Here is a 23,794-nt window from a genome sequence, read left to right as displayed (position 1 = left end):
GAAAATCTGAAATCAATGAAACCTGTCAGATCGCTAGCCGAATATCTTGAACGCATCTCATCTCTCAACAAAAAACAGAAAAGAGGCAGGTTACTCTACCGAGGGCATAGCAACAAAAAATATTCTGCAACCCCCTCAGTCTTCAGGAATCCTCGCTGGCGCAAAAATGAAACTGAGATGATAAAACAGCTTCTCGCATCCCATCCCTTGGACTTCGAAAGAGAGACGACGACGCTGGAGCGCTTAGTTCGAGCACAGCACTATGGTCTCCCTACGAGACTACTGGATGTTACAAGAAATCCATTGGTAGCTCTGTTTTTTGCTTGCAAAACAAAGACACAGTCAGATGAGAGGGAAGCAACAGGAGAGGTAATTATTTTCAACCCCACAGAATCAAGGCTAAAGTATTTTGACAGTGACACGGTTAGCTGCCTAGCCAACTTGAGCTTGCTACCTGAGGTTCAAAAGTCGAACATTCACGATCACATCCTTCGAACATACGAATGTGCATCCGAGCGCAACCAAGACGATGAGGAGGAATTCGCAGCGGATTGGATCATCAAATTCAATGATGATCCTGATGTCGAAAAGCTTTGCCAGCTAGTATCACTTGAAAGGCCGGGATTTGAGAAGCGCATCAACCCAAGAGATTTGGCAAATGTCTTTGCCGTCGTACCTAGGAAGCTAAACAACCGTTTGGTGGCACAAGACGGAGAATTCCTTGTCTATGGCCTCCCATTTGAGCCAAACGAACATTTCTTTGTGGATAATGTAGAAATTCAGGAAATTTATATCTCTGGATCAAAGAAGTCACAAATTCTTGACGAGCTAAAAGAGCTAACTATTAGCAAAGAAAACCTCTTTCCGGAAATCGACAATACCGCAGAGTTTATCGCTACCAACTTCTCTTAGCTCTCTAAACCTCAGCAAACTTGATGAAAAGATCCCACGCGCCCGAAACTGGGTGAGTGCGAAAGCGCCCTCCCGTTTTGCCGTAGGCAAACCTACGGTTTGACGGGAGGGTCGGGCGCGGCTTTTGCTTTGCAAAAGCTTGGACGCCACGCCAACAACCTACCAATCCTCCCCCACTCCGCTATCCTCTGGATCAGACACCAGCCATCCAAGGAGAGCCACATGTCCGACGCGCCCATCATCGCCCAGAAAGCCCCCTATCCGGTTGAGGTGACCGAGGGGAAAACCTATTTCTGGTGCGCCTGCGGGAAGTCTCAGAAACAACCCTTTTGCGATGGCTCGCACAAGGGCACCGGCCTGAACCCCGTCAAATACACGGCCCCTGCGGACAAAAAGGTCTTTTTCTGCGGCTGCAAGGCCAGCGACAAATCCCCCCTCTGCGACGGCAGCCACTCCAAGCTTTGAGGGTCAGAGACAGGGGGCTCCCGCGCCCGCGCGATCCTGACTGCGTCAGCACCGCTGGCGGCCTTGGGCCCAGCGCCGGGCGATGCCCGGCGCGGTTTCGCTTGGGGCACCTGTTTCGCTACAAACGCACCCCGCCGAGCGAAGCGAGGCCCGGCCCAACGGGAGGAGGTTTTTCTGTAAAGAAAAATTGACGACGGGCGGGAGTGCCCCCGTTTTGGGGGAACCTTACCGCAAGCAGTTGAGCAAACTCGCGTTGGCGCAGTGCATCGGGGCTTCCTCAACGAGGCCCGTCTGCTGAGCCAACCACTCCTGGCAGGTTTCGGCACAATCCGCGCGGCGGCAAGTGGTGACCATGTAGGCGTACTCACCCTCGGTCAGGCGACCCGTTGCCATCGCCTCGGTCAGCGACACCCCCATGCAACGCGCCACCGATCGGGTCAGCCAGAAGTGCCGGTTGATGGGGCCAAGGGTGTCACGTGTGGTCATGGGATGTGCCTATTTCGGGGCCAGTTCCGCAAACAGATCCGCGTTGCGGCAGTACTCGGGCGATGCTTCAGCGCGTTCGCGCCCCGACAGCCATTGTTGGCAATGTTCGGGGTTAGTGCAGTTTGTGCAGCTGGACACCGCATCGCTGATCTCGTCGATCGAGACATTGCCGCGCAGCGCCTGTTCTTCGAGATCGATGCCACGAACGGTGGCCATCCGATCGACAAGGTCGGCGTGGCGTTTGAGCTGTTCACGGTTGGGCATGGGGTTCATCCTCTGATCGCGCGTGTCACGCCAAAAGCGTAGCGCACCTCACAGAACCCGCCTTGATTCAGATCAATGTGCGATTCCGCGGTCGTCAAAGTAGGCCCGGACAGCATCCTGCACCCGGCGGAACCGGTCCCCGCCCAGTTTCTTGCCACCGTACCAGCGGGTCACGATGATCACGTAATCGCTCAATCCGGCCCGTTCCATCATTCGCAGGATCACGATCCCCGCACCGCTTTCACCATCGTCGGCCTTTAGCGCCCCTTGGGGAAGCATCGCGGCCCAGGTGTTATGCGTGGCCTTGGCGTAGGCGCGGTCTGTCTTGAGTTCGGCCAGCACCGCGTCCACCTCGGCCCGGCTGGTCACCCGCGCGCCCGTAACCGCGTATTTCGAACCGCGGTCGGTCAGCACCACGCCCAACTGGATCAAATCACTCATTGCAGCAACTCCGGGTTTCGAACAGCAAGGCGCACGATCTCCAGCCGTTCGGCGTTGGGAGGATGGCTGCCAAGAAACTTGTCTCCGGGGTCAGGCAAGCGAAAGAAGAACTGCGCGCCTTGGAGGGGGTCATACCCAGCCTCCATGGCGATGACCGAGCCCAAGGCGTCTGCCTCAAGCTCGAATTCCTTTGAAAAGATGCGTGAGCCCACCACGGCGCCCAACTCTTGCGCCTGACGGATATCGTCCGGCGTTCCGCCCTTGCGCGCCTCGCGGTCGCCATAAAATTCAGCTCCGGCTGCAGCATTGTTAGCCTGTTTGTCCAAATGCCCCAAGATGTGGTGAGCTGCCTCATGGCTCATGACAAAGGCCAACTCGTTCGGATTGCGGACGTCCGCCAACATGGCAATCGTGAACAGAACCACCGGGTTGCCCTTGTTGTCGAGGGTTTGAAAGGCGTTGACCGGCGCAGTGGGGTCCAGGTCGATGGCAATGCGAAAGTTGCAATTGATGCCGCGCGTGCGATCACGACAAACGCGCTCGGCCGTGGGGCCGACGGCACCACTGACCTTGCGAAAGCTCAACTCGGCAGCGGCGGCGTCAAAATCGTCAGGCAGATTGCCGCCCCCTTCGGGCAGAACCGGTGCCGGAGCCTGACCGCAGGCGGACAAGAAAACGGCCAGCAGCAGAAGTATCCGGCGCATGAAGGTGCCTTTCCGTAATTGGACCCGTCTGAGAACCTAGCGCGCAGGAAATGGGCCTGCCACCCGGAAATGGCGCGGCTTTTGGTTGCATTGCTGACAGGGGCTGGGCACTCTGGCCTCATGTTTACGATCGAGCACGAATTCGACGCCACCGTCATCACCCTGGTGGACGAGGGCGAAACCCCGCTTCAGGAAGATGTCACAATCAACAGCTTTGCCGAATGTGTCACGCTGGAGCAGTTTGATCCACGCACCGACAGCGTGCAAAAGATCACGCTGTCGCCCGAACAGTTGCGGGATCTGGCCGCAGCGCTGGATCTGCCCGAAGGGGTCTATCAACTGCGTCTGACGCCGGATTAGACGGTGCAATTTGGGGTGATGCCCCCGTAGTTTCGACAAAAGGCGGGTTCATGCGGGCTCAATTGGCCTCTACGCGGAACGTCTTTTGCCGCGAGCTTTGACCGCGCAGCAAGCTTATCCGACTGGGCGCGATCCCCAAGGCCCGGGCCAACAGGCGTGTGACGGCGGCGTTTGCTTTGCCGTGTTCAGGTGGCACGGTAACCAAAGCGTGCAAGAGGCCTTGGTTGAACACCAAACAGGTCCGCGACGCGTTCGGGGTGACCTTGACCACCAATTCCTGACCTGGACGCGCGTGCTCGGAAAGATCGGGAAGGTTTTTGACTTTTGCTCTTGCCATGCGGCCAAGTGTGACAAGACTGAGCCCCAAGCGCCACCGCTATTGTGACGGCACCGAAGGGAGAGGCAGACAGATGAATACGGGTTTTTTCTGGGATGAGCGGTGTTTCTGGCACAGCGGTGGAAACTATGCCTTTACCCTTCCTGTGGGCGGGCTCGTGCAGCCGCTGGCGGCGGGCGGGTTTCCCGAAAGCCCCGAGACCAAGCGGCGTCTGATCAACCTGATGAACGTCACCGGCCTGCCCCGCGATCTGGACATGCGCGGGGCTGATCCCGCCACCCGAACAGATCTGTTGCGCGTTCATCCCGCCAGCTATCTGGACGAATTCAAACACCTCTCGGACGGTACGGGTGGAGAGTTGGGGCGGCGCACCCCCTTTGGCTCGGGCGGGTATGAGATTGCGGCTCTCTCAGCGGGTCTGAGCCTTGCTGCAGTCGAAGCGGTTTGGACAGGCGCGCTGCCCAATGCCTATGCCCTGTCACGCCCTCCGGGGCATCACTGTCTGCCCGATTTTCCCAATGGCTTCTGTCTGCTTGCCAACATCGCTATTGCGATCGAGTCTGCCAAGGCCAATCATGGACTGGGCCGCGTCGCGATCATTGATTGGGACGTGCATCATGGCAACGGCACCGAGGGCATCTTTTATGACCGCTCGGATGTGCTCACGATCTCAATGCATCAAGAGGGCAACTATCCGATGGACACCGGTGCCCTGATCGACCGTGGCAAAGGCGCCGGTGAAGGGTACAATCTGAATGTGCCGCTTCCTGCGGGGGCTGGTCACACCGCCTATATGGCAGTGATGGATCAGATCGTTCTGCCCGCGCTTGATGCATATCGACCCGATATGATTATCGTGGCCTGCGGGTATGACGCGTCCGGTGTGGACCCCTTGGCGCGGATGCTGGCAACCTCGGATACCTTTCGACATATGACGTTGAAGACCAAGGCCGCCGCCGAACACCTGTGTTCGGGCAAGCTGGTTCTAGTGCATGAGGGCGGCTATTCCGAGGTCCATGTGCCCTTTTGCGCCCATGCCACGCTCGAAGCCCTGTCAGGCAGCGACATCACCGCCCCAGACCCTCTGACCGAGGTTCTGGATGCCCGACAACCCTCTGCCAGGTTCGAGGGCTTTCTGTTGGAGTTGGTGCAGGACATGGCCCAGCAGCTGAGCCCCGAAGCCATCACGCCCGGCTGATTACCATTCGTCCCCACGCGGGCCCTGATAATACTTGCGACGCGCTGACCGCTCGGCCTCGGTTCGACCTGGAGGTGGCGCGCTGCCCACGGCAAACACGGGTGACAAAAAGCCGACACTCACAGAGCTGGAAGTCGTAGGCTGGCAGGCAGCCAGAGCTGCGACACACACCAGCAGGGAAAACGATTTCAACATGATGGACCTTTCAGAACTCTCGTCCCCCTTCGTATCTGCCAACTTGGCAGGAAAACAACCCGGATCAGCCCGCCCTGGCGCAAGATTTACCCTTGAAACTTGGGCCTCTCTGACCGAGATACAAGGCAATCCTGATGTAAATAGGTTTCACATATGACACTTGAGAGCCCCGCTGCCCTGGAATTCCTGCTGTCGCGGCGGTCCCGCCCGGCCAAGACACTGGTCGCCCCGGCCCCAACACGCGAAGAGTTGCAGCCCCTGCTGACGGCCGCTGCGCGCAGCCCCGATCACGGCAAGCTGGAACCTTGGCGGTTCATTGTGGTGGACAAGGGGGCCATGCCCCGGCTGGCGGCACTGACCGAGGAACGCGGACGTGCCTTGGGCAAATCGCCCGAGGACATCGCCAAAGGCCGCAGTCAATTTGATCTGGGGCAATTGGCTGTTGTTGTGATCGAGGTTCAGAAACCGTCCGAAAAGATACCTGCCATTGAGCAAACCTATTCTGCCGGTGCGGTGTGCCTGGCTCTGCTCAATGCCGCTCTGGCTGCAGGTTGGGGGGCAAATTGGTTGTCAGGTTGGGTCAGCCACGATCGTGGGTTCTGCGCGCAGGCCCTGGATCTGGCCGACAACGAACGCGTCGCGGGCTTTGTCCATATCGCCACCGAAGGCGCCGCGCCGCCGGAACGTCCTCGCCCCGATGTTCACGCCATCACAAGCTGGGTGTCCGAATGATCATTCTGAATTCGTTCTTTGCTGCCCTGGGCCAGATGGGGGATCCCCGCTTTCGCAAGGTCCTGTTTCTGGGCGTCGGCCTGACGCTTGCCCTGCTTGTTGGCACCACGTTTGGCTTTGTCTGGTTGGTGCAGTTCCTGGTTGGCCCGTCCGTAACCTTGCCCTGGATCGGCGAAGTGACCTGGCTGGGGGATGCGGCGGGATATTCTTCGGTGCTTTTGATGATGGTGCTGTCGGTGTTCCTGATGGTGCCAGTGGCCTCGGCCTTTACCTCGATGTTTCTGGACGAGGTGGCCCAGGCAGTCGAAGATCGGCACTACCCCCACCTGCCCCCTGTTCCGGGCGTCCCCTTTGCCGAGGGGCTGAAGGATTCGCTCAGCTTCCTGGGCGTGCTGATTGCAGCCAACCTGGTGGCGTTGATCCTCTACGTGATTTTTGCCCCTCTGGCGCCGTTCATCTTCTGGGCCTTGAATGGGTTCCTTCTAGGGCGCGAATACTTCACCCTCGCCGCCATGCGCCGTCTGGGCCGCGACGGCGCGCGCAAGCTTCGGTCAAAGCACTCGATCACGATCTGGATGGCAGGTATTCTGATGGCTGTGCCCCTGTCGGTGCCCCTTGTCAACCTGCTGATACCGATCATCGGAGCAGCGACCTTTACCCACATCTACCATCAAGTGGGAGGGCGATCCTCATAAATAACTGCGCGGCCTATCGGCCTTGCGTCCTGCGGACGGCAGGGAGCCAGGCTCACACGGGCAAAGCCCGCGTGAGCCTGGCCCAACGGGAGGCGATGTCCCGAAAGGGGCATCAACGACGGGCGGGAGTGCGTCGAGTTTTGGAAAACGGCTCTGTCCCCACCAAACCAAGGGTTCAAAACCAAACCGTTACTGGTTTGTCGTCAGCTTCTTTGTCCAGTCGAAATCGCTGATCGAAATCCAGCCGCTCAGAATGATCCCGCCGATGATCACCCAAAGCACCAAGGCCACACCGGTGGTGATCCAGGCCTTGCTCTTAAGGTGATGCTCTTCGGGGGCGCCCGCATGGGTACCTGGCACGATATCGCCAAGGTCCCCTTGGGTTTTCACCCGGATCGGCAAGACGATCAGAAAGGTCATGAACCAGATGACGGCATACAGCACCAGTGCTGATGTGATGGACATGATCGCTCTCCTGCTTGCGTCCGGCCCAGTATTGGGCCGCAGCTGTTACGTGGTTCAGACCTGCTCGAGTTCAACCAGGCAGCCGTTGAAATCCTTGGGGTGCAGGAACAGCACCGGCTTGCCATGCGCGCCGATCTTGGGGTCGCCAGAGCCCAGCACACGGGCACCGGTTTCCTTGAGGTGATCCCGGGCCGCGATGATATCCTCGACTTCATAACATACGTGGTGGATTCCACCCGAAGGGTTCTTTTCCAAAAAGCCGTTGATCGGGCTGTTCTCACCCAACGGATAGAGCAGCTCGATCTTGGTGTTGGGCAGTTCGATGAACACCACGGTCACGCCGTGATCGGGTTCGTCTTGCGGCTCACCTACCTTGGCCCCCAAAGCATTGCGATACTGCGCCGAGGCTGCCTCGAGGTCGGGCACGGCAATGGCGACATGGTTCAGACGGCCGATCATGGCAAATCTCCTAAGCTCCTGTTGGTTGGAGGCGGTTATGCGGGGTCCGCGTCATAAGAGCAAGTGCGCCATATCGCCCATCCCCATCAACCCGGGCGTTAACCGCTTGTTAGCCAGGGTTTCATAGCGTGAGAGCAATCTGCCAAGAGGAGCTTGTCATGAACGATTCGGACCCTTTCGCCTCTCCACACCGTATTCCCACGGCCACGCGCCCGTTGCTCGGCCTGACCATCCTGGTGGTAGAGGACAGTCGCTATGCCTGCGAGGCCATGCGCCTTTTATGTTTGCGAAGCGGCGCTCGAATTCGACGCGCGGATTGCCTGAAGTCGGCACGCAGACATCTTCAGATTTATCGCCCCTCGGTCATTGTCGTTGACCTGGGTCTGCCGGACGGGTCAGGCGCGGATCTGATTGAAGAGCTGGCCCATGCCGCACCTCGGGTCGGGGTGATCTTGGGCACCTCGGGGGATGAGTTTGCCGAAGACACCGCGATTGCGGCCGGTGCCGACGGGTTCCTTGCGAAACCGATAACGTCACTGGCCGTGTTCCAATCGTCGGTGCTGTCCAAATTACCCGCGGATAGACACCCGTCGGGACTACGGGTTTTACACGATGAAATCATCGATCCTGATCCCATCGCCTATCAGGACGATATGGCCCATGTGGCTGACGTCTTGACCGACACCTGCGACGGCAAAACCCTGGATTATGTGGCGCAGTTTGTTGGTGGAGTGGCGCGCAGCGCATCGGACAAGGTGCTGGCGGACGCGGCTCACTCTCTGGCCCAGGCCCGCGCAACCGGCGCACCTGTCGCGACCGATGCTGCACGGGTTGCCGGATTGGTGCAAGAACGCCTGGACCGCAGAAAGGCCATCTAAGATGCTCGTGACCTTTCTGATCGCGCTCAGCACCCTCGGCATTGTTCTGTTTGTGCAGGCGCGGATTGCGGCACGCGAAATCCGACGCAATCGCGCGTCGATGACAAGGCACTTGAAAAAGGATCTGGTGTTGTCCCATCGCCCTGCGCCTCGGGAACAATAGCTGTCAGTTCTTTGGCGTCCTCCGCTTCCGGACCTTTGGCGGGCCCTTCCGAAGCTGCAAAGGTGTTACAGAAGAAACCCCGGATCGGACCCAAGTTGAAGCCCAGGAAACACCTGACGTTCAAGATCGGCGGTGTTAAGGCCCAGCGCCCACTTGAGCACCCAGCCGGTCATTTCCCGCACGTCCGCTGTCGGCATCAAATCCCTGCCCTGAAAAAGCTGTGCCTCCGCCAGACCGGGCCAATCCCCAAAGACCCGGCCCCCGCGCACGGCACCACCCGTCAGGATCATCGCGCCCCCAGTACCGTGGTCAGTTCCCCTTGATCCGTTCTCGGCAACGGTCCGGCCAAACTCGCTCATCGTGACGATGGTGGTCTTGTCCCAAATCGCATTCCCCAGTTCGTTGCGCAGCGTCAGGATCGCCTGCGTCAGTCGATCGGCGGCCCGTGCCAATCCCCCTGACTGATCCCGATGGGTGTCCCAACCGTTGAGCGAAAAGGTCACGACACGAGTATCCCCCCGCAGTTGCTCGGCCGCGTAACGGGCGATGTTCACATGCGACGGCCCTTTGCCCTGCTCCGGCTTCCGGTCCCGCGCACCACCAGAAGAGAGCGCAACGGCCTGCGCAAAGGCCTGCGAAAACTCTGGATCCTCGGACATCACCTGCCGGGCACGGTCCAGGGTTTGCGGTGAAAGCGACAGATCGGCGTCGGGTGCCCAATGCGCGACCGGAGCAGACCCGACAAGGACACGTTGCACCCCCTGCCCCAGTCCAAAGGCGGTCTGCATCTCAGCGCCGGGCACCAGTTGCACAGCCCGGTTCAACCACCCGCCCCGCGCCGCATCATGTTTGACAAGTCCGCCCTCAAGCAGATCCTGCCCATCAAAGTGACTGCGCTTGTTGCGATACGGTGTGGCCACCGCCTGCACGAACGCCAACTCGCCCTTTTTCCACAGCGGCATCAGATTTTTGAATGCCGGGTGCAATCCAAAAAACCCATCCAAATCGGGTTGTGCGCTGCCAACTGCCAAAGTGGGGCGCGCCAGTCGATAGTCCGGGTCGCCATAGGGTCGGATCACGTCGATCGCATCCATGCCGCCGCGCAGGATGATCACCACCAACCGGTTTTGACCGGGCGTCTGCGCCAGGCTGAGGGGCGTCAGCAGCGGGCTGGCTGCGGCCGAGCAGCCAAGCGCCAGTGCGCGGTTCAAAACCTGCCGACGGGTTGGAATATCGGTCATCACATGCACCTTCTATCTGCGCTGAAAGGACGGGGACATCAGCACCAGGCCAACCCCCTCCTCCCGCGTTTCGGCTCCGTGCACCTGGCGGCGCAAAACTGGCGAGGCATAAGGCCCCAAGGCATGATCCAAGAACGCGCGTGGGTCGATCAGATCTGGCGTCAACCGCGTTGGCGCCGACATCGCCCAGCCAATGCGCGCGGCCTGCCCCTGAGGGGACAGCCACTCGCTATCATCTTCGGACCAACCATCCGGTCCCGCAGGGCGCAACCAAGGCTGCCCCATCATCTTCATTGGCCCCAGAAACACGCGCTTGAGGTGGTTGGGTTTGGCACCCGTCATGCGCTCTGCCGACAGCGCCAATGCGCGACACCCCGAGGCAACGTAGTCAAAGGCAGGTTTGACGTTTTGCAGGCCCGGCTCCCAAGCCAACGGATGCTCCAGCAGCGCGCGGTAGACCTCGGTCAACTCACCGCGTGTTTCGCGATAGCGCGCGGCAACATGCGCGACCAGCTCTGGCGGGGGCGCGTCTGAAAGGAAATGCACCGCGAGCTTTGTGGCCACATGCTCGGCCGTCGCCGGGTGCCGCGCAAGATCCCTGAGCACGGCCCGCACGTCCCCAAGGCGCGCTTTAGCTCCACCATAGTTTTTGCCGAGGACCGTCTCTGCACCCGGTTCAGCCGCCTTGGCCCGGTAGATGAACCCCTTGTGCGGGAGATACCCCATACCGGTGAACAGCTCGGCCAATTGGCGCACGTCCGCCTGCGTATAAGGCCCGCTCACGCCCAAGGTGTGCAATTCCAACACCTCACGCGCCAGGTTTTCATTCAGCCCGGCGTTGGGCTTTTCCCGAGCAATCTCGCTGCCCGGCCCGATCGAGCTGCGCTGATCGAGGTAATGCACCATCAACGGATGGGTTACGGCATCAAACAACAGATCTTCGAAGCGGCCCGAGATGTTGGGGCGGATCGCCTCTTCTTGATAGGGCAGCCCGCCGTGGGTCATCGCCCCGCGCTTGCCCTGGGCGGTAAAGTGATCCGCCCAGAAATGGACCAGCCGCTCGCGAAACCCCTGGGACGTATGGACCCAGCGCAGCAGCGATTGACCAAACCACAAGATGCTCTCGCGGCGGGTTTGCTTGTTGCGGGCTCGGTTCTCATCCTTCAACACGGCTTGCCGCGCGGGGGAATCGGCCTGGCGCATGGCGCGGGCCAGCCGCTTTTGTTCGACAAGGCGCGCACGGAAGGCTGGAAACGGTTCGATGGGAAAGGCTTGAGCGGCGACATCTGCGGCCAGCAGAGCGTCAACCATTGCAGCCGGGCTTTGCGGGCGCGCTTGAACAGGTGACAAGCCGCAACCGAACCGTATCTCTGCCAATTCCGGTGAAAACACCATGTTTCCGCCCCCTTCCCCGCCACGATATCAGAGCATAGGGGCAAGGCGAAAAAAAACGACCCATCTTTGCTCAGACAGGTCGTTTCCAATTCAGGTCACATGAGGCGGATTACTGATCCTGAGGGATCACCCTCAGGCCCAGCTCCATCAACTGATCCGAGCTCGGGCCAGACGGCGCGTCCATCATCAGGTCTTCGGCGCGCTGGTTCATCGGGAACATCATCACTTCGCGGATGTTGGCCTCGTCCGCCAGCAGCATGACGATCCGGTCGATGCCGGCTGCACAGCCACCGTGCGGCGGCGCGCCATAGTGGAACGCATTGAACAGAGCGCCAAAGCGGCTCTTGACCTCATCCGCGCCATAACCGGCCAGTTCAAACGCTTTCAGCATGATCTCGGGTTTGTGGTTCCGGATCGCGCCCGACACCAGCTCATAGCCGTTACAGGCCAGATCATACTGATAGCCCTTAACGGCAAGCGGATCGCCGTTCAGCGCGTCCATGCCGCCCTGGGGCATCGAGAAGGGGTTGTGCTCGAAATCGATCTTGCCGCTTTCTTCGTCCTGCTCGTAGATCGGGAAATCCACGATCCAGGCAAAGGCAAAACGGTCCTTGTCAGTCAGGCCCAGTTCCTCGCCGATCACGTCGCGCGCCTTGCCCGCAACCTTTTCGAACGCCTTGGGCTTGCCGCCCAGGAAGAAGGCCGCGTCGCCGACGCACAGACCCAGCTGCTGGCGGATCGCCTCGGTGCGCTCGGGGCCGATGTTCTTGGCCAGCGGACCCGCGGCCTCCATACCTTCGCCCTGATCACGCCAGAAGATATAACCCATGCCCGGCAGGCCTTCGCCTTGGGCAAACTTATTCATCCGGTCACAGAATTTGCGGCTGCCGCCTGTGGGGGCTGGAATGGCGCGAATTTGTGTGCCTTCCTGCTCCAGCAGCTTTGCGAAAATGGCAAAGCCAGAGCCACGGAAGTGTTCCGAGCAGTCCTGCATTTCAATCGGGTTGCGCAGGTCGGGCTTGTCCGAGCCGTATTTCATCGCCGCTTCGGCATAGGGTATCTGCGGCCAGTCCTGCGGGGCGTCAACTTTCTTGCCGCCACCAAACTCTTCGAACACACCTGCCAGCACCGGCGAGATGGTGTCGAACACGTCCTGCTGGGTGACGAAAGACATTTCCAAATCGAGCTGGTAGAAGTCGGTGGGCGAACGGTCGGCGCGCGGATCTTCGTCGCGGAAGCACGGCGCGATCTGGAAATACTTGTCAAAGCCCGAGACCATGATCAGCTGCTTGAACTGCTGCGGGGCCTGCGGCAGGGCATAAAACTTGCCAGGATGCAGACGCGAAGGCACCAGGAAGTCACGCGCACCCTCGGGCGAGGATGCGGTGATGATTGGCGTCTGGAACTCTCGGAAGTTCTTGTCCCACATCCGGCGGCGCATCGAGGCGACAACGTCCGAACGCAGGGTCATGCTGTTTTGCATTTTTTCACGGCGCAGGTCGAGGTAGCGATAGCGCAGGCGGGTTTCCTCGGGGTATTCCTGATCGCCGAACACCATCAACGGCAGCTCGTCGGCGGCGCCCAGAACCTCGATGTCGCGGATGAACACCTCGATCTCGCCGGTCGAGATTTTCGCGTTGATCAAGCTCTCGTCGCGGGCTTTGACCTCGCCGTCGATGCGGATGCACCATTCGCTACGGACCTTTTCGATCTCGGCAAAGACCGGGCTGTCCGGGTCGGCCATGACTTGCGTCACGCCATAGTGGTCGCGCAGGTCGATGAAGAGCAGCCCGCCGTGATCGCGCACCCGGTGCACCCAGCCCGACAGGCGGACAGTTTCACCAACGTTGGATTTGTTCAGGTCGGCACAGCTGTGCGAGCGATAGGCATGCATGTCGGATATCCCTTGGGGGCGTAAAATAGCGTCGGGCCGATACACCGCGCCAGCACACAGAAGTCAAGGGAGAGCAGCCTTGCAGCAGGCGCGAGGGCAGATTTTTTCGGGAAATCTGGTTTGGGGAGCGCTGCCCCTCTTGGCCTAGCGGCCAATTCACTACAGCCGTATCTGGAACAAGAAGAATATTGTGGGGCTAGATTAACGGACTGCGTGGACCTTCATAGTCCACGCCAATCTCCCCACGCAGAGAATTGCCCACAGTAATCCATTGCGCATGGCGCAGATCTTGGAGAGTCACGACGCGCTCGACCACGCGGTTTGTGTCCAGCAGCCTTTGACGCAAGACACCCGGCAAACAGCCGCTGCTCAGAGGCGGCGTGACAGCGAGTCCATTGCGCAGTTTCACGAACAGATTGGTGATCGTGCCCTCGCAAACCTCATCGCGTTCGTTCAAGAACAGCAGTTCATCGACACCCTGCGGCAGGTTGGCACGCACCTGATCATAAAGTGCGCGGCGGGTGGTTTTGTGCTGCAACCAGATGTCGTCGGATCGCAGCCGCTCTTGGGCAATTTGAACAGCCCATCTGCCGACACTGCCCGCCAAGGGCGCGGTGGTTGTATTGATCTGCCCCTTTGCGTCCAGCATCAGACGGGCGCGCAAAACCTCGGGGGCATCGATCTTTTGCACCTCAGCCTCTGTCGCACGCCGATCAAAGGGGATCTGGAACGCGCGCGCCGACCGCTCCATCCGCCGCAAGTGGCGTGACAAGTCGTTCGGGCCGGTTTCGGGATCGATCCGAAAGGTTTCGATCAGGCGGAAGTCAGGCTCAACTGGCTTGCGAAGCGGGCTTTCCATAGGGCTTCCTCATATTCCGATGCTGCGGTGCTGTCCCAGACGACACCGCCGCCGACATTCAGGGTGGCGCTTGTGCCCTCGACCTGCAGCGTGCGGATCGACACGTTGAATTCTGACCGGCCATCTGGGGCGGCCCAGCCGATGGTGCCGCAATAGATGTCACGCGGCCAAGGCTCCAGGTCGGACAGGATCTCCATCGCGCGGATTTTCGGTGCCCCGGTGATGGACCCGCAAGGGAAAAGCGCGCGCAGGACGTCGGCAAGCCCCGCATCCGGGTTCAATTTGGCCCGCACCAATGACACCATCTGATGCACAGTTGCATAGGTTTCGACCTTGAACAGCTCCGGCACATGGACCGAGCCGGGCTGCGCGACCCGGCTGATGTCGTTGCGCAGCAGGTCCACGATCATCAGGTTCTCGGCCCTGTTCTTAGCGTCCGACGCCAAAAACGCCTTACGGCGCGCATCTTCGACCGGGTCGGCGCTGCGCGGCTGCGTGCCTTTCATGGGACGGGTTTCGATGGCTCCGCTTGCGTCGGTACGAAAGAACAGCTCGGGGGAGCGACTGAGGATATCGGGCAGCCCATCCTGCCTGACAAATGCCCCGTGACCCACGGCCTGGCGCGCGGACAGGGCCGCATAAAGCTGCTCTGATGTCCCCTCGATCTCGGCGTCGATGGGAAAGGTCAGGTTGGCCTGATAGATGTCCCCTGCCCCGATGGCGTCATGCACCTTGGCAAATGCCCGACCATACCGCGCCTCGTCCCAACGGGGTTTAAACGCCGTGAACCCTCCTCCAGCAGCGGCCAAAGGTCGCTGAACGGGAGCACCATAGACCCCCATACAAACGAGCGGCAGCTTGTGCCCCTTGGGCATCCGGCCCGCCAGTTTCGGTTCCAGTGCATAGCCCAGCTCGTAACTGGCATAGCCCGCCACCCACGCACCGCTTTTTTGTGCGGCGTCGATTTCGTGCAAAGCTTCAGGCACATGGCACGCCTCGTCCGCTCGAACTACATAGAACGGTTCCGCGAAGGTTGTGCCGGGCCCCGCCGGCCCCTGATCAAAGCGTATCTGCAATTTCGACCCCATTTCGGCAGGCTTGCCGTATACTCAATTCAGAACCGACGAAAAGGGGGGAATGCGGCGAATAGCGGTCATATTGCGAAGGCCCTTGCACCTTTTCGCGCGGTGCCTATAACGCAGGACAATTTGGGCGCTTGGGCGGTGCCCTGACTCGCGGACAATCAAAGGAACCAGGCCATGCCGAAGAGAACCGACATCCAGTCGATCATGATCATTGGGGCGGGCCCCATTGTTATTGGTCAGGCCTGTGAATTTGACTACTCGGGTGCTCAGGCGTGTAAGGCGCTGCGCGAAGAAGGTTACCGGGTCGTCCTGGTGAACTCGAACCCGGCGACCATCATGACAGACCCCGGTCTGGCCGACGCCACATACATCGAGCCGATCACGCCCGAGGTTGTCGCCAAGATCATCGAGAAAGAGCGCCCCGACGCACTGCTGCCCACCATGGGCGGGCAAACGGGCCTGAACACCTCGCTGGCACTCGAAGAGATGGGTGTGCTCGACAAGTTCAACGTCGAGATGATCGGCGCCAAGCGCGACGCCATCGAAATGGCCGAAGACCGCAAACTGTTCCGCGAAGCAATGGACCGCCTGGGCATCGAAAATCCCAAGGCAACCATTGTCACTGCCCCCAAGAAAGACAACGGCGCGGCCGATCTGGACGAAGGTGTCCGTATCGCCCTGGAAGCCCTGGACGAAATCGGCCTGCCCGCGATCATCCGCCCTGCCTTTACCCTCGGTGGCACCGGCGGCGGTGTGGCTTATAACCGTGATGACTACATTCACTTCTGCCGCTCGGGCATGGATGCCTCGCCGGTGAACCAGATCCTGGTCGACGAAAGCCTTTTGGGCTGGAAAGAGTATGAGATGGAGGTGGTGCGCGACACCGCCGACAACGCCATTATCGTCTGTTCCATCGAAAACGTCGATCCGATGGGTGTACACACCGGCGACTCGATCACCGTGGCCCCGGCACTGACGCTGACGGACAAAGAGTTCCAGATCATGCGGACGCATTCGATCAACGTACTGCGTGAGATCGGCGTGGAAACTGGCGGTTCGAACGTACAGTGGGCCGTGAACCCTGCCGATGGCCGCATGGTTGTGATCGAGATGAACCCACGCGTGTCGCGCTCGTCGGCTCTGGCGTCCAAGGCGACGGGTTTCCCGATTGCCAAGATCGCGGCGAAACTGGCCGTCGGCTACACGCTGGACGAGTTGGACAACGACATCACCAAAGTGACGCCCGCATCGTTCGAGCCGACCATTGACTATGTCGTCACCAAGATCCCGAAATTCGCCTTCGAAAAATTCCCGGGCTCTGAACCCTACCTGACCACCGCCATGAAGTCGGTGGGTGAGGCGATGTCGATTGGCCGGACCATCCACGAATCGATGCAAAAGGCGCTGGCCTCGATGGAATCGGGTCTGACCGGGTTCAACGAGATCGAAATTCCTGGCCTAACCGTGGGCGTCTGGGACGAGGCCGACGATAAGGCATCGGTCATCAAGGCGATCAGCCAGCAGACCCCCGACCGCATGCGCACCATCGCACAAGCCATGCGTCACGGGTTGAGCGATGACGAAATCCACGGTGTCACCATGTTCGACCCCTGGTTCCTGGCCCGCATCCGCGAGATTGTCGACGCCGAGCATGACCTGCGCAAGGACGGCCTGCCGGTGACGGCCGAGGGCCTTCGCGCGCTAAAAATGCTGGGCTTTACCGACGCGCGCCTGGGCGAACTGACCGGCCGGGACGAAGACAACGTTCGCCGCGCCCGTCAAAACCTGGGTGTCACGGCCGTGTTCAAGCGCATCGACACCTGTGCGGCTGAGTTCGAAGCGCAGACGCCCTACATGTATTCAACCTATGAAGCCCCGATGATGGGCGAAGTGGAATGCGAGGCGCGCCCCAGCGACCGCAAGAAGGTTGTCATTCTGGGCGGTGGCCCGAACCGGATCGGTCAAGGGATCGAGTTCGATTACTGCTGCTGCCACGCCTGTTTCGCGCTGACCGAAGCAGGGTATGAAACCATCATGATCAACTGCAACCCCGAGACCGTGTCGACCGACTATGACACCTCGGACCGTCTGTATTTTGAACCGCTGACGTTCGAACATGTGATGGAGATTCTGACCACCGAGAAGCAGAACGGCACGCTTCACGGTGTCGTCGTTCAGTACGGTGGTCAGACTCCGCTGAAGCTCGCCAACGCTTTGGAGGCCGAGGGTATCCCGATCCTGGGCACCTCGCCCGACGCCATCGACCTGGCCGAAGACCGCGAGCGCTTCCAGGCGCTGGTGAACGAGTTGGGTCTGAAGCAGCCCAAGAACGGCATTGCTTCGACCGACGCGCAAGCGCTGGAAATTGCGGATGACATCGGCTTTCCGCTGGTGATCCGCCCGTCTTACGTTCTCGGTGGCCGCGCGATGGAAATCGTGCGCGACATGGGCCAGCTGGAACGTTACATCGCCGAGGCGGTTGTGGTTTCGGGCGACAGCCCGGTTCTGCTCGACAGCTATCTGGCGGGCGCGGTTGAATTGGATGTGGATGCGATCTGTGACGGCACCGACGTACACGTCGCGGGCATCATGCAGCACATCGAAGAGGCCGGCGTGCACTCGGGCGATAGCGCCTGTTCGCTGCCGCCCTACTCGCTCTCGAAAGAGATCATCGCCCAGATCGAAGAGCAAGCATTCAAACTGGCCAAGGCGCTGAACGTCGTGGGCCTGATGAACGTGCAGTTTGCGATCAAAGACGATGAGATTTATCTGATCGAGGTCAACCCGCGCGCCTCGCGCACCGTGCCGTTTGTGGCCAAGGCCACCGACAGTGCGATTGCGTCGATCGCCGCGCGTGTGATGGCGGGCGAAAAGCTTTCGAACTTCCCCAAACGCCCCGCGTACAAGGAAGGTCAGGACACCAAGATTGCCGACCAGATGACGCTGGCCGACCCGAACATGCCGTGGTTCTCGGTCAAAGAGGCTGTGATGCCTTTTGCCCGCTTCCCCGGTGTCGATACGATCCTGGGCCCCGAAATGCGCTCGACCGGCGAGGTCATGGGTTGGGACCGCGACTTCCCGCGCGCCTTCCTCAAGGCACAGATGGGCGCGGGCATGGTGCTGCCGTCCGAAGGCCGTGCCTTCATCTCGATCAAGGACGCCGACAAAGGCGCGCTGATGCTCGAGGCGGCGCAAGTGCTGGTGGCGCAGGGCTTTACCCTGGTCGCAACCCGCGGCACGCAAAGCTGGCTGGCGGAACAGGGTGTGCCCTGTGACACCGTCAACAAGGTCTATGAGGGGCGCCCGGACGTGGTCGACATGCTCAAAGACGGTCAGGTGCAACTGCTGATGAACACCACCGAGGGTGCGCAAGCGGTCGAGGACAGCAAGGCCATCCGCTCCATCGCGCTCTATGACAAGATCCCCTATTTCACCACGGCTGCTGGGGCCAATGCCGCCGCCCTGGCGATCAAGGCGCAGGCCGAGGGCGACGTTGAAGTAAAATCGCTACAAGGCTGACCCCGGTCTGACCACAAGCCCTGGCAAGAGATTGCCGGGGCTTTTTTCTTTCGAGCTCCCAATGGCCCAGACGCACCTTGTCAAGCGCATTGCTCGCAGGCAGGTTCAAAGCAGACAGCAAAAGGAGCCGCCATGTCCCTGCAAAATGAACTGAACCGTTTGTTCAGCATGGTGAGTCAGGGAAAGTCCAAAAAGGCGCTTGCTCAAGCAAAGGCGGCCATACGCCGATACGGTCAGCATCCTGCCCTCTTTCATGTTTCCGCTCTTGCTCAATGCGCAGCAGGAAAACAAAGAGAGGCCATACCAAATTTCCAGAAAGCGTTGAAACTTGACCCGGACTTTCATGATGCGGCAAAGGCGTATGCCACCGCCCTGATAAAACTTGGTCAAGCAAAACAGGCTGCTAGCGTGTTGCGCCGCGCATCTGAAGCCTTACCCGATGATCCTGCAATTGCAAAACTCACGGCCTTGACCAAATTTTCCGAACGCCAACTTGACGCGGCGTCCGAGGCAGCAACGCACTTTTTGCAACTGCAACCCGATGATGTGCAGGGTTATTTACTTCGCGCTGACATACTTGAAGCAGGCAATCACCTGAAAGAAGCTGCAGAAGATGTCATGCACGCAATTGCGAAGGTGCCCAACGACCCTGAACTTTGGATCAGGCTGAGTATGCTGAACGCTGAGCGTGGTGAACACGATGCTGCATTGCAGACCGCAGAGCAGGCCGTGAGCATTGCTCCAGACTATCCGCGCGCCATCATGCAACAGGCAAATCTATTGCTGGGCGCCGGGTTTCGCAGCGAAGCCATCCAAGGGTATCGCCGGGCACTGACTCTCAATCCCGGTGAACCGGAAACCATTGATCAACTGGCAAAACTTCAGACCTCCGAAGAGAACGCAGGCCTGGAGTCTTCTGTGGCGAACCTTTTCAAAAGTGCAAAGGGTCGAAACCGGGCCATTCTTGGGTTTGCACTCACGGCTATTGCCGAGCAAAAGGGCGACAACGCAGCAGCACAGTCTTACCTCTCGACAGCCAATCGTGAAATGGCAAAGCTCACCCCCTACTCGCGCAAATCCGAACAGACAGTCAATGACAAGATCATGGGTCGGTATGCCGATGTCAAACCCCCTGAGCAAAGTGAGAGCCACAAGGGCCCCTGCCCCATCTTCATCCTTGGCCTACCTCGTTCAGGGACGACGCTGATCGAAACGATTTTGGGCAACCATCCCGACATATCCCCATTGGGTGAAAGAGACAGTTGCGACTTACTGTATCCAGTTATTGACGGCAATCTTGTCTTCGACAAAACGGCGGCGGACGAATTTGTCAGACGTGACCGAGCTGAGTTGTCAGAAGAGGCCAAGGGCAGCAAGTTCTATACCGACAAGATGCCCGAGAACCATCGCATGATCGGCTTTCTAAAGACCGCATATCCCGACTGCCGTATCATACACGTCAAAAGAGACCCACGCGACACCGCTTTGTCGATGTGGCGCGCTCGTTTCGCGGATGGGGCGTTGGCCTATACCTATGATTTTTCAGATATGGCGCATCGCTTCAATTTGTACGCAGAGATGATGCAAATGTGGCAGCGCCTGTATCCCAACGAGATCCATGTTGTGCACTACGAAGACGTGGTCTCTGACCCCGTATCTGTCAGCAAAAGGTTGGCAGATTTATGTGATGTGACCTGGTTGGACGCGATGGCGCATCCCGAAACAAGCGCAAACACGGTAAGAACATTGACAGCGTACCAACTGCGCCAACCCGTGCACAGTCGATCAGTTGGAAAGTGGCCAGGCAAGGAGGATCTGCTGAAACCTTTCCTCGATGGTCTTGACCCCAAATTCTGGCCGGAATTGGCTGCAGTCTGAGTGGAGGTCAGTGATGTCATCATCTTTTGCTCCAAGACTGTTGCAGACGTGATGGACACCTAAATGACCAAATGCATAACGGTTAGCCCTCCACGCTAGCGGAGGGCCTTCCTAATCATGACGCTCCCATCTCGCGCTTCTCGTCCCGTGCAAAGAACACCAGATAGAACACCGGTGCTGCGATCAGGGTCAGGATGGTGGCAAAGGCAAGACCACCCATGATCGTCACCGCCATCGAGACAAAGAAGGCGTCCGTTAGCAGCGGGGCCATGCCCAGAATGGTGGTCACCGCCGCCAGCATCACCGGGCGCAGACGTGAGACCGAAGCCTCGACAATCGCCTCACGCAAGGGTTTGCCCTCGGCGCGGACCAGGTCGATCTCCTCGACCAGCACGATGCCGTTCTTGATCAACATGCCCGACAGGCTCAAGAGACCCAGAAGCGCGGTGAAGGTGAACGGTAGGCCGGTGCCCAGCAGACCGATGACCACACCATTGACCGACATCGGAACAAGCAACCAGATGATCACCGGCTGGCGGATCGCATTGAACAACAGGACCGAGATCAGCACCATGATGATCAGGCTGAGCGGCAATTGCCCGGCCAGGCTTTCCTGCGCATCACGCGAGCTTTCAAACTCGCCACCCCATTCCAGCTTGTAGCCCGGCGGCCGTTCCATCGCCTCAATCGTTTCACGCACTTCGGCATGGACCTGCGCCGCTGTCAGATCGGGGGGGATGTCGGCACCCACAGTGATGGTCGGCACCCGGTCGCGGCGATGGACAAGCGTGTTCTCGACCTCGTAACGAAAGCCATCGACCATCTGTTCGACCGGCACGAACTTCTCGGCCTGGGTGGAATAGACCACCTGATCCACAACGCTGTAATCCCCATCCGCCGGGCGGCGGACGATGATGGGGATCAGGCGTTCACGTTCACGGAACACACCACCCTGCGAGCCATCGGTTGAAAACAGCAGCATGTCGGCGATGTCATCGCGGGTGACCCCTGCGGTCTGGGCACGGTCCGTGGCATAGATCGGCCGCAACGCCAGTTCCTGCTCGCGCCAGTCGGTGCGAATGCCGATCAGGTTGTCCGAGGCCGCCGCCATCCGCGTGCTGGCCTCGGCCGCCAGTTCCCGCAGCACCTGCGGGTCACTGCCTGAGAACCGCGCCTGGATCGGGTCACCGCCACCTGGACCAAAGACCAGCCGTTTGGTGCGGAACTCGCCCTCGGGGAATTTTGCAACGCCAAAGGCCTCGAGATCCGCTTGCAACGCCGGGATGTCATCCAGTGTTTCGGTGCGGATGATCATGTGGCCATAACTTGGGTTCGGTTTTTCCGCAGAATAGGTCAACATGAAGCGCGTCGCGCCCTGCCCCACAAAGGTTGCCACGGACACCACATCATCGCGGGTCGCAAGCCAATCCTCGATCTCGGCCAGGTGCTCGGACGTGAGATCAATAGGCGTGCCTTGCGGCAGCTTGTAGTGGACAAAGAACAGCGGCGTGTTCGAGTTCGGGAAGAACTGTTGTTTCATCAGGCCAAAGCCCATGAAACAGGCTGCCGTGATCGCCACAAGTCCCGGGATCACCAGCCACCGCAGTTTCAGCGCCGCACGCAGAGTTGCGCCATAGGCCCGGAAGATCAGCCCGCCATAGGCGTCGCCCTCGTCCCCTTTGCCCTGCTTGAAGAAGTAGTGCCCCAAAAGCGGCGTTACCGTCAGCGCCAGCACCCAGCTAAGCAGCAGCGAAATGCCGATCACCGCAAAGAGCGAGAACAGAAACTCGCCCGTTGCATCCGGGCTGAGCCCGATCCCGGCAAAGGCCATGATGCCAATGACAGTCGCCCCCAACAGGGGGATTTGCGTCTTGCCCGCTGCCTCATCCGCGGCCTCGACCGAGGTCTTGCCGCGTCGCATGGCGATCTGCATCCCTTCGGCCACAACGATGGCATTGTCGACCAGCATCCCCATGGCGATGATCAGCGCGCCCAGCGAAATCCGCTCCATTTCGATCGAAAAGATCGCCATGAACAGCAGCGTTCCGACAACGGTCAGCAACAGGGTGGAGCCCACAACAATGGCCGCTCGCCAACCCATGAAAATCGCCAGCACGGCAACCACGATGGCAACGGACATCGCCAAGTTCACCAGAAAGTCGTTCGAGGCCTCTTCGACCACGACATGCTGCTGATAGATCGGCAGAACCTCGACCCCATAGGGGATATCGGCGTCCAGCTCGGCCATCTTGGCATCAACGCGTTTGCCCACTTCGACGATATTTTCGGTGGCAAGGCCCGCAACGCCCAAGGTAAAGGCCTCGGCCCCGTCGAACCGCACGATCAGTTCGGGGTCGGTCTGGCGGCCCCGGTAGACATTGGCCATGTCGAAAAGGTTGATGACCTTGCCTTGGGTGCCCACCGACAGCCCGGCAATGGCCGACACGGTGTCCGACCCTTCGGCGGCCAAGATGCGGGTCTTGCCCGTTTCCGAGCGGACGATGCCGGAATCCTTGACCGAATCCGACGTGGCAATCGCGTTGGCAATCGCGTTGAGTGGCACGTTCTGGTTCACCGACAGCGCCAGGTCAGGTTCGACAAAAATCGCCTCGGCAGGCAGACCCGCGACCTCGACGTCTGCGACACCGTCAACGGTCAGCAACTCGCGCCGCAGGAATGTCGCCAATTCGTGCCTTTCAGCATCCGTGTAGCCGTCTGCCGTCACCGCATAGAACAGGCCGAACACATCACCGAAAGCGTCGTTCACAAAAGGCTGGCTGACACCTTGCGGCAATTGCCGCGCCGCATCCCGGACACGGGCGCGCAGCTTGGTCCAGATCTCGGGCAGCTCTGTTCCGTCATAGGTCGACTTGATCTCGACCTCGATCAGCGAGCTTCCTGGCTGATTGACCGATGTGATCTTATCCACTTCACCCATTTTCTGGATCGCGGATTCCAGCGGCTCGGACACCTCCAACGCCACCTGCTCGGCCGTGGCGCCGGGGTATTGCGTGGCGATGACCGCCTGTTTGATGGTAAAGGCCGGATCTTCAAGACGACCCAGGGACGAGAACCCCCAGATCCCACCCAGTAGCGAGATCAGGATGATCAGCCACGTATAAAGCGGCTTTTCGATTGACGCGCGTGCGATTTTCATCAGCCCCGATCC

General features: G+C 59.7%; 22 protein-coding genes. 9 read left to right on the top strand and 13 right to left on the bottom strand.

Annotation, left to right across the window (positions count from 1 at the left end; translation table 11 throughout):
* Nucleotides 1-15: 15 nt before the first annotated feature.
* On the top strand, nucleotides 16-912 hold the full coding sequence (locus TRM7615_RS09415) for an FRG domain-containing protein (protein WP_108786799.1): 897 nt from the start codon (nucleotides 16-18) through the stop codon (nucleotides 910-912).
* A gap of 222 nt (nucleotides 913-1,134) precedes the next feature.
* Nucleotides 1,135-1,377, top strand: coding sequence for a CDGSH iron-sulfur domain-containing protein (locus TRM7615_RS09410; RefSeq protein WP_108786797.1), 243 nt, complete (start codon nucleotides 1,135-1,137; stop codon nucleotides 1,375-1,377).
* Between the two features lie 225 nt (nucleotides 1,378-1,602).
* Here the strand turns inward: TRM7615_RS09410 and TRM7615_RS09405 are convergent, their stop codons facing one another.
* The 4 genes from TRM7615_RS09405 to TRM7615_RS09390 all read right to left on the bottom strand — a co-directional run bounded on the left by TRM7615_RS09405 (nucleotide 1,603) and on the right by TRM7615_RS09390 (nucleotide 3,272).
* A complete protein-coding gene (locus tag TRM7615_RS09405; protein ID WP_108786795.1) occupies nucleotides 1,603-1,863 on the bottom strand; it encodes a DUF6455 family protein in 261 nt (86 codons plus the stop codon).
* A gap of 9 nt (nucleotides 1,864-1,872) precedes the next feature.
* A complete protein-coding gene (locus TRM7615_RS09400; RefSeq protein ID WP_108787277.1) occupies nucleotides 1,873-2,127 on the bottom strand; it encodes a DUF6455 family protein in 255 nt (84 codons plus the stop codon).
* 72 nt (nucleotides 2,128-2,199) lie between these two features.
* On the bottom strand, nucleotides 2,200-2,568 hold the full coding sequence (locus tag TRM7615_RS09395) for a YigZ family protein (protein WP_108786793.1): 369 nt from the start codon (nucleotides 2,566-2,568) through the stop codon (nucleotides 2,200-2,202).
* Nucleotides 2,565-3,272, bottom strand: a complete 708-nt coding sequence (locus TRM7615_RS09390; RefSeq protein ID WP_108786791.1) for a M48 family metallopeptidase — start codon at nucleotides 3,270-3,272, stop codon at nucleotides 2,565-2,567. Before TRM7615_RS09390 ends, TRM7615_RS09395 begins: the two co-directional genes overlap by 4 nt.
* A 120-nt stretch (nucleotides 3,273-3,392) precedes the next feature.
* Here TRM7615_RS09390 and TRM7615_RS09385 point away from each other — a divergent pair, with 120 nt between their 5' ends.
* On the top strand, nucleotides 3,393-3,632 hold the full coding sequence (locus TRM7615_RS09385) for a DUF8831 family protein (protein ID WP_108787275.1): 240 nt from the start codon (nucleotides 3,393-3,395) through the stop codon (nucleotides 3,630-3,632).
* 58 nt (nucleotides 3,633-3,690) lie between these two features.
* On the opposite strand, the gene TRM7615_RS09380 is transcribed toward TRM7615_RS09385, so the two are convergent.
* Nucleotides 3,691-3,969, bottom strand: coding sequence for a DUF167 domain-containing protein (locus TRM7615_RS09380; protein ID WP_108786789.1), 279 nt, complete (start codon nucleotides 3,967-3,969; stop codon nucleotides 3,691-3,693).
* A gap of 73 nt (nucleotides 3,970-4,042) precedes the next feature.
* Between TRM7615_RS09380 and TRM7615_RS09375 the strand changes: the two genes are divergently transcribed.
* From TRM7615_RS09375 to TRM7615_RS09360, 3 genes are all read left to right on the top strand, one after another.
* Nucleotides 4,043-5,167, top strand: a complete 1,125-nt coding sequence (locus TRM7615_RS09375; RefSeq protein WP_108786787.1) for a histone deacetylase-like amidohydrolase — start codon at nucleotides 4,043-4,045, stop codon at nucleotides 5,165-5,167.
* Nucleotides 5,168-5,515: 348 nt separating this feature from the next.
* The gene (locus TRM7615_RS09365; RefSeq protein ID WP_108786783.1) at nucleotides 5,516-6,094 is read left to right on the top strand and encodes a nitroreductase family protein; all 579 of its coding nucleotides are present in this window, start codon (nucleotides 5,516-5,518) and stop codon (nucleotides 6,092-6,094) included.
* Nucleotides 6,091-6,789: an EI24 domain-containing protein gene (locus tag TRM7615_RS09360; protein ID WP_181893043.1), complete on the top strand. Its 699-nt coding sequence runs from the start codon at nucleotides 6,091-6,093 to the stop codon at nucleotides 6,787-6,789. The genes TRM7615_RS09365 and TRM7615_RS09360 overlap by 4 nt, the downstream gene beginning before the upstream one ends.
* Nucleotides 6,790-6,978: 189 nt before the next feature.
* On the opposite strand, the gene TRM7615_RS09355 is transcribed toward TRM7615_RS09360, so the two are convergent.
* Together TRM7615_RS09355 and mce are read right to left on the bottom strand one after the other, a co-directional pair.
* The gene (locus tag TRM7615_RS09355) at nucleotides 6,979-7,254 is read right to left on the bottom strand and encodes a DUF1467 family protein (RefSeq protein ID WP_108786781.1); all 276 of its coding nucleotides are present in this window, start codon (nucleotides 7,252-7,254) and stop codon (nucleotides 6,979-6,981) included.
* Between the two features lie 54 nt (nucleotides 7,255-7,308).
* Nucleotides 7,309-7,713 (bottom strand): methylmalonyl-CoA epimerase, encoded by a 405-nt coding sequence (gene mce, locus TRM7615_RS09350; protein ID WP_108786779.1) that lies wholly within the window; start codon nucleotides 7,711-7,713, stop codon nucleotides 7,309-7,311.
* Nucleotides 7,714-7,871: 158 nt separating this feature from the next.
* Between mce and TRM7615_RS09345 the strand changes: the two genes are divergently transcribed.
* A complete protein-coding gene (locus TRM7615_RS09345; RefSeq protein WP_108786777.1) occupies nucleotides 7,872-8,591 on the top strand; it encodes a response regulator in 720 nt (239 codons plus the stop codon).
* A gap of 228 nt (nucleotides 8,592-8,819) precedes the next feature.
* Here TRM7615_RS09345 and TRM7615_RS09340 read toward each other — a convergent pair whose 3' ends face one another.
* The 5 genes from TRM7615_RS09340 to TRM7615_RS09320 form a co-directional block, all read right to left on the bottom strand.
* Complete coding sequence (locus tag TRM7615_RS09340) at nucleotides 8,820-9,995, bottom strand: DUF1501 domain-containing protein (protein ID WP_108786775.1); 1,176 nt, start codon at nucleotides 9,993-9,995, stop codon at nucleotides 8,820-8,822.
* Between the two features lie 12 nt (nucleotides 9,996-10,007).
* On the bottom strand, nucleotides 10,008-11,390 hold the full coding sequence (locus TRM7615_RS09335) for a DUF1800 domain-containing protein (RefSeq protein ID WP_108786773.1): 1,383 nt from the start codon (nucleotides 11,388-11,390) through the stop codon (nucleotides 10,008-10,010).
* A 109-nt stretch (nucleotides 11,391-11,499) separates the two neighbouring features.
* Complete coding sequence (gene aspS / locus TRM7615_RS09330; RefSeq protein ID WP_108786771.1) at nucleotides 11,500-13,284, bottom strand: aspartate--tRNA ligase; 1,785 nt, start codon at nucleotides 13,282-13,284, stop codon at nucleotides 11,500-11,502.
* Nucleotides 13,285-13,480: 196 nt separating this feature from the next.
* Entirely contained in the window at nucleotides 13,481-14,143 is a 663-nt protein-coding gene (locus TRM7615_RS09325) for an aminotransferase class IV family protein (protein WP_108787271.1), read from the bottom strand.
* Nucleotides 14,098-15,219, bottom strand: a complete 1,122-nt coding sequence (locus tag TRM7615_RS09320; protein WP_108787269.1) for an aminodeoxychorismate synthase component I — start codon at nucleotides 15,217-15,219, stop codon at nucleotides 14,098-14,100. Before TRM7615_RS09320 ends, TRM7615_RS09325 begins: the two co-directional genes overlap by 46 nt.
* Nucleotides 15,220-15,402: 183 nt before the next feature.
* Between TRM7615_RS09320 and carB the strand changes: the two genes are divergently transcribed.
* Nucleotides 15,403-18,747, top strand: coding sequence for a carbamoyl-phosphate synthase large subunit (gene carB, locus TRM7615_RS09315; protein WP_108786769.1), 3,345 nt, complete (start codon nucleotides 15,403-15,405; stop codon nucleotides 18,745-18,747).
* Nucleotides 18,748-18,879: 132 nt separating this feature from the next.
* Nucleotides 18,880-20,625, top strand: coding sequence for a tetratricopeptide repeat-containing sulfotransferase family protein (locus tag TRM7615_RS09310; protein ID WP_108786767.1), 1,746 nt, complete (start codon nucleotides 18,880-18,882; stop codon nucleotides 20,623-20,625).
* A gap of 115 nt (nucleotides 20,626-20,740) precedes the next feature.
* Here the strand turns inward: TRM7615_RS09310 and TRM7615_RS09305 are convergent, their stop codons facing one another.
* Nucleotides 20,741-23,782: an efflux RND transporter permease subunit gene (locus TRM7615_RS09305; RefSeq protein WP_108786765.1), complete on the bottom strand. Its 3,042-nt coding sequence runs from the start codon at nucleotides 23,780-23,782 to the stop codon at nucleotides 20,741-20,743.
* Nucleotides 23,783-23,794: the final 12 nt, after the last annotated feature.

Origin of the sequence: Falsiruegeria mediterranea M17 (assembly GCF_900302455.1) — a bacterium.
GTDB classification, from domain to species: Bacteria; Pseudomonadota; Alphaproteobacteria; order Rhodobacterales; family Rhodobacteraceae; genus Falsiruegeria; species Falsiruegeria mediterranea.
This window is presented reverse-complemented; position numbering and strand designations above follow the sequence as displayed.

Excerpts from the sequence above, each read along its gene's own strand:
- TRM7615_RS09415 (WP_108786799.1), top strand. The coding sequence starts at position 16 with ATGAAACCTGTCAGATCGCTAGCCGAATATCTTGAACGCATCTCATCT.
- TRM7615_RS09410 (WP_108786797.1), top strand. The coding sequence starts at position 1,135 with ATGTCCGACGCGCCCATCATCGCCCAGAAAGCCCCCTATCCGGTTGAG.
- TRM7615_RS09405 (WP_108786795.1), bottom strand. The coding sequence starts at position 1,863 with ATGACCACACGTGACACCCTTGGCCCCATCAACCGGCACTTCTGGCTG.
- TRM7615_RS09400 (WP_108787277.1), bottom strand. The coding sequence starts at position 2,127 with ATGCCCAACCGTGAACAGCTCAAACGCCACGCCGACCTTGTCGATCGG.
- TRM7615_RS09395 (WP_108786793.1), bottom strand. The coding sequence starts at position 2,568 with ATGAGTGATTTGATCCAGTTGGGCGTGGTGCTGACCGACCGCGGTTCG.
- TRM7615_RS09390 (WP_108786791.1), bottom strand. The coding sequence starts at position 3,272 with ATGCGCCGGATACTTCTGCTGCTGGCCGTTTTCTTGTCCGCCTGCGGT.
- TRM7615_RS09385 (WP_108787275.1), top strand. The coding sequence starts at position 3,393 with ATGTTTACGATCGAGCACGAATTCGACGCCACCGTCATCACCCTGGTG.
- TRM7615_RS09380 (WP_108786789.1), bottom strand. The coding sequence starts at position 3,969 with ATGGCAAGAGCAAAAGTCAAAAACCTTCCCGATCTTTCCGAGCACGCG.
- TRM7615_RS09375 (WP_108786787.1), top strand. The coding sequence starts at position 4,043 with ATGAATACGGGTTTTTTCTGGGATGAGCGGTGTTTCTGGCACAGCGGT.
- TRM7615_RS09365 (WP_108786783.1), top strand. The coding sequence starts at position 5,516 with ATGACACTTGAGAGCCCCGCTGCCCTGGAATTCCTGCTGTCGCGGCGG.
- TRM7615_RS09360 (WP_181893043.1), top strand. The coding sequence starts at position 6,091 with ATGATCATTCTGAATTCGTTCTTTGCTGCCCTGGGCCAGATGGGGGAT.
- TRM7615_RS09355 (WP_108786781.1), bottom strand. The coding sequence starts at position 7,254 with ATGTCCATCACATCAGCACTGGTGCTGTATGCCGTCATCTGGTTCATG.
- mce (WP_108786779.1), bottom strand. The coding sequence starts at position 7,713 with ATGATCGGCCGTCTGAACCATGTCGCCATTGCCGTGCCCGACCTCGAG.
- TRM7615_RS09345 (WP_108786777.1), top strand. The coding sequence starts at position 7,872 with ATGAACGATTCGGACCCTTTCGCCTCTCCACACCGTATTCCCACGGCC.
- TRM7615_RS09340 (WP_108786775.1), bottom strand. The coding sequence starts at position 9,995 with ATGACCGATATTCCAACCCGTCGGCAGGTTTTGAACCGCGCACTGGCG.
- TRM7615_RS09335 (WP_108786773.1), bottom strand. The coding sequence starts at position 11,390 with ATGGTGTTTTCACCGGAATTGGCAGAGATACGGTTCGGTTGCGGCTTG.
- aspS (WP_108786771.1), bottom strand. The coding sequence starts at position 13,284 with ATGCATGCCTATCGCTCGCACAGCTGTGCCGACCTGAACAAATCCAAC.
- TRM7615_RS09325 (WP_108787271.1), bottom strand. The coding sequence starts at position 14,143 with ATGGAAAGCCCGCTTCGCAAGCCAGTTGAGCCTGACTTCCGCCTGATC.
- carB (WP_108786769.1), top strand. The coding sequence starts at position 15,403 with ATGCCGAAGAGAACCGACATCCAGTCGATCATGATCATTGGGGCGGGC.
- TRM7615_RS09310 (WP_108786767.1), top strand. The coding sequence starts at position 18,880 with ATGTCCCTGCAAAATGAACTGAACCGTTTGTTCAGCATGGTGAGTCAG.
- TRM7615_RS09305 (WP_108786765.1), bottom strand. The coding sequence starts at position 23,782 with ATGAAAATCGCACGCGCGTCAATCGAAAAGCCGCTTTATACGTGGCTG.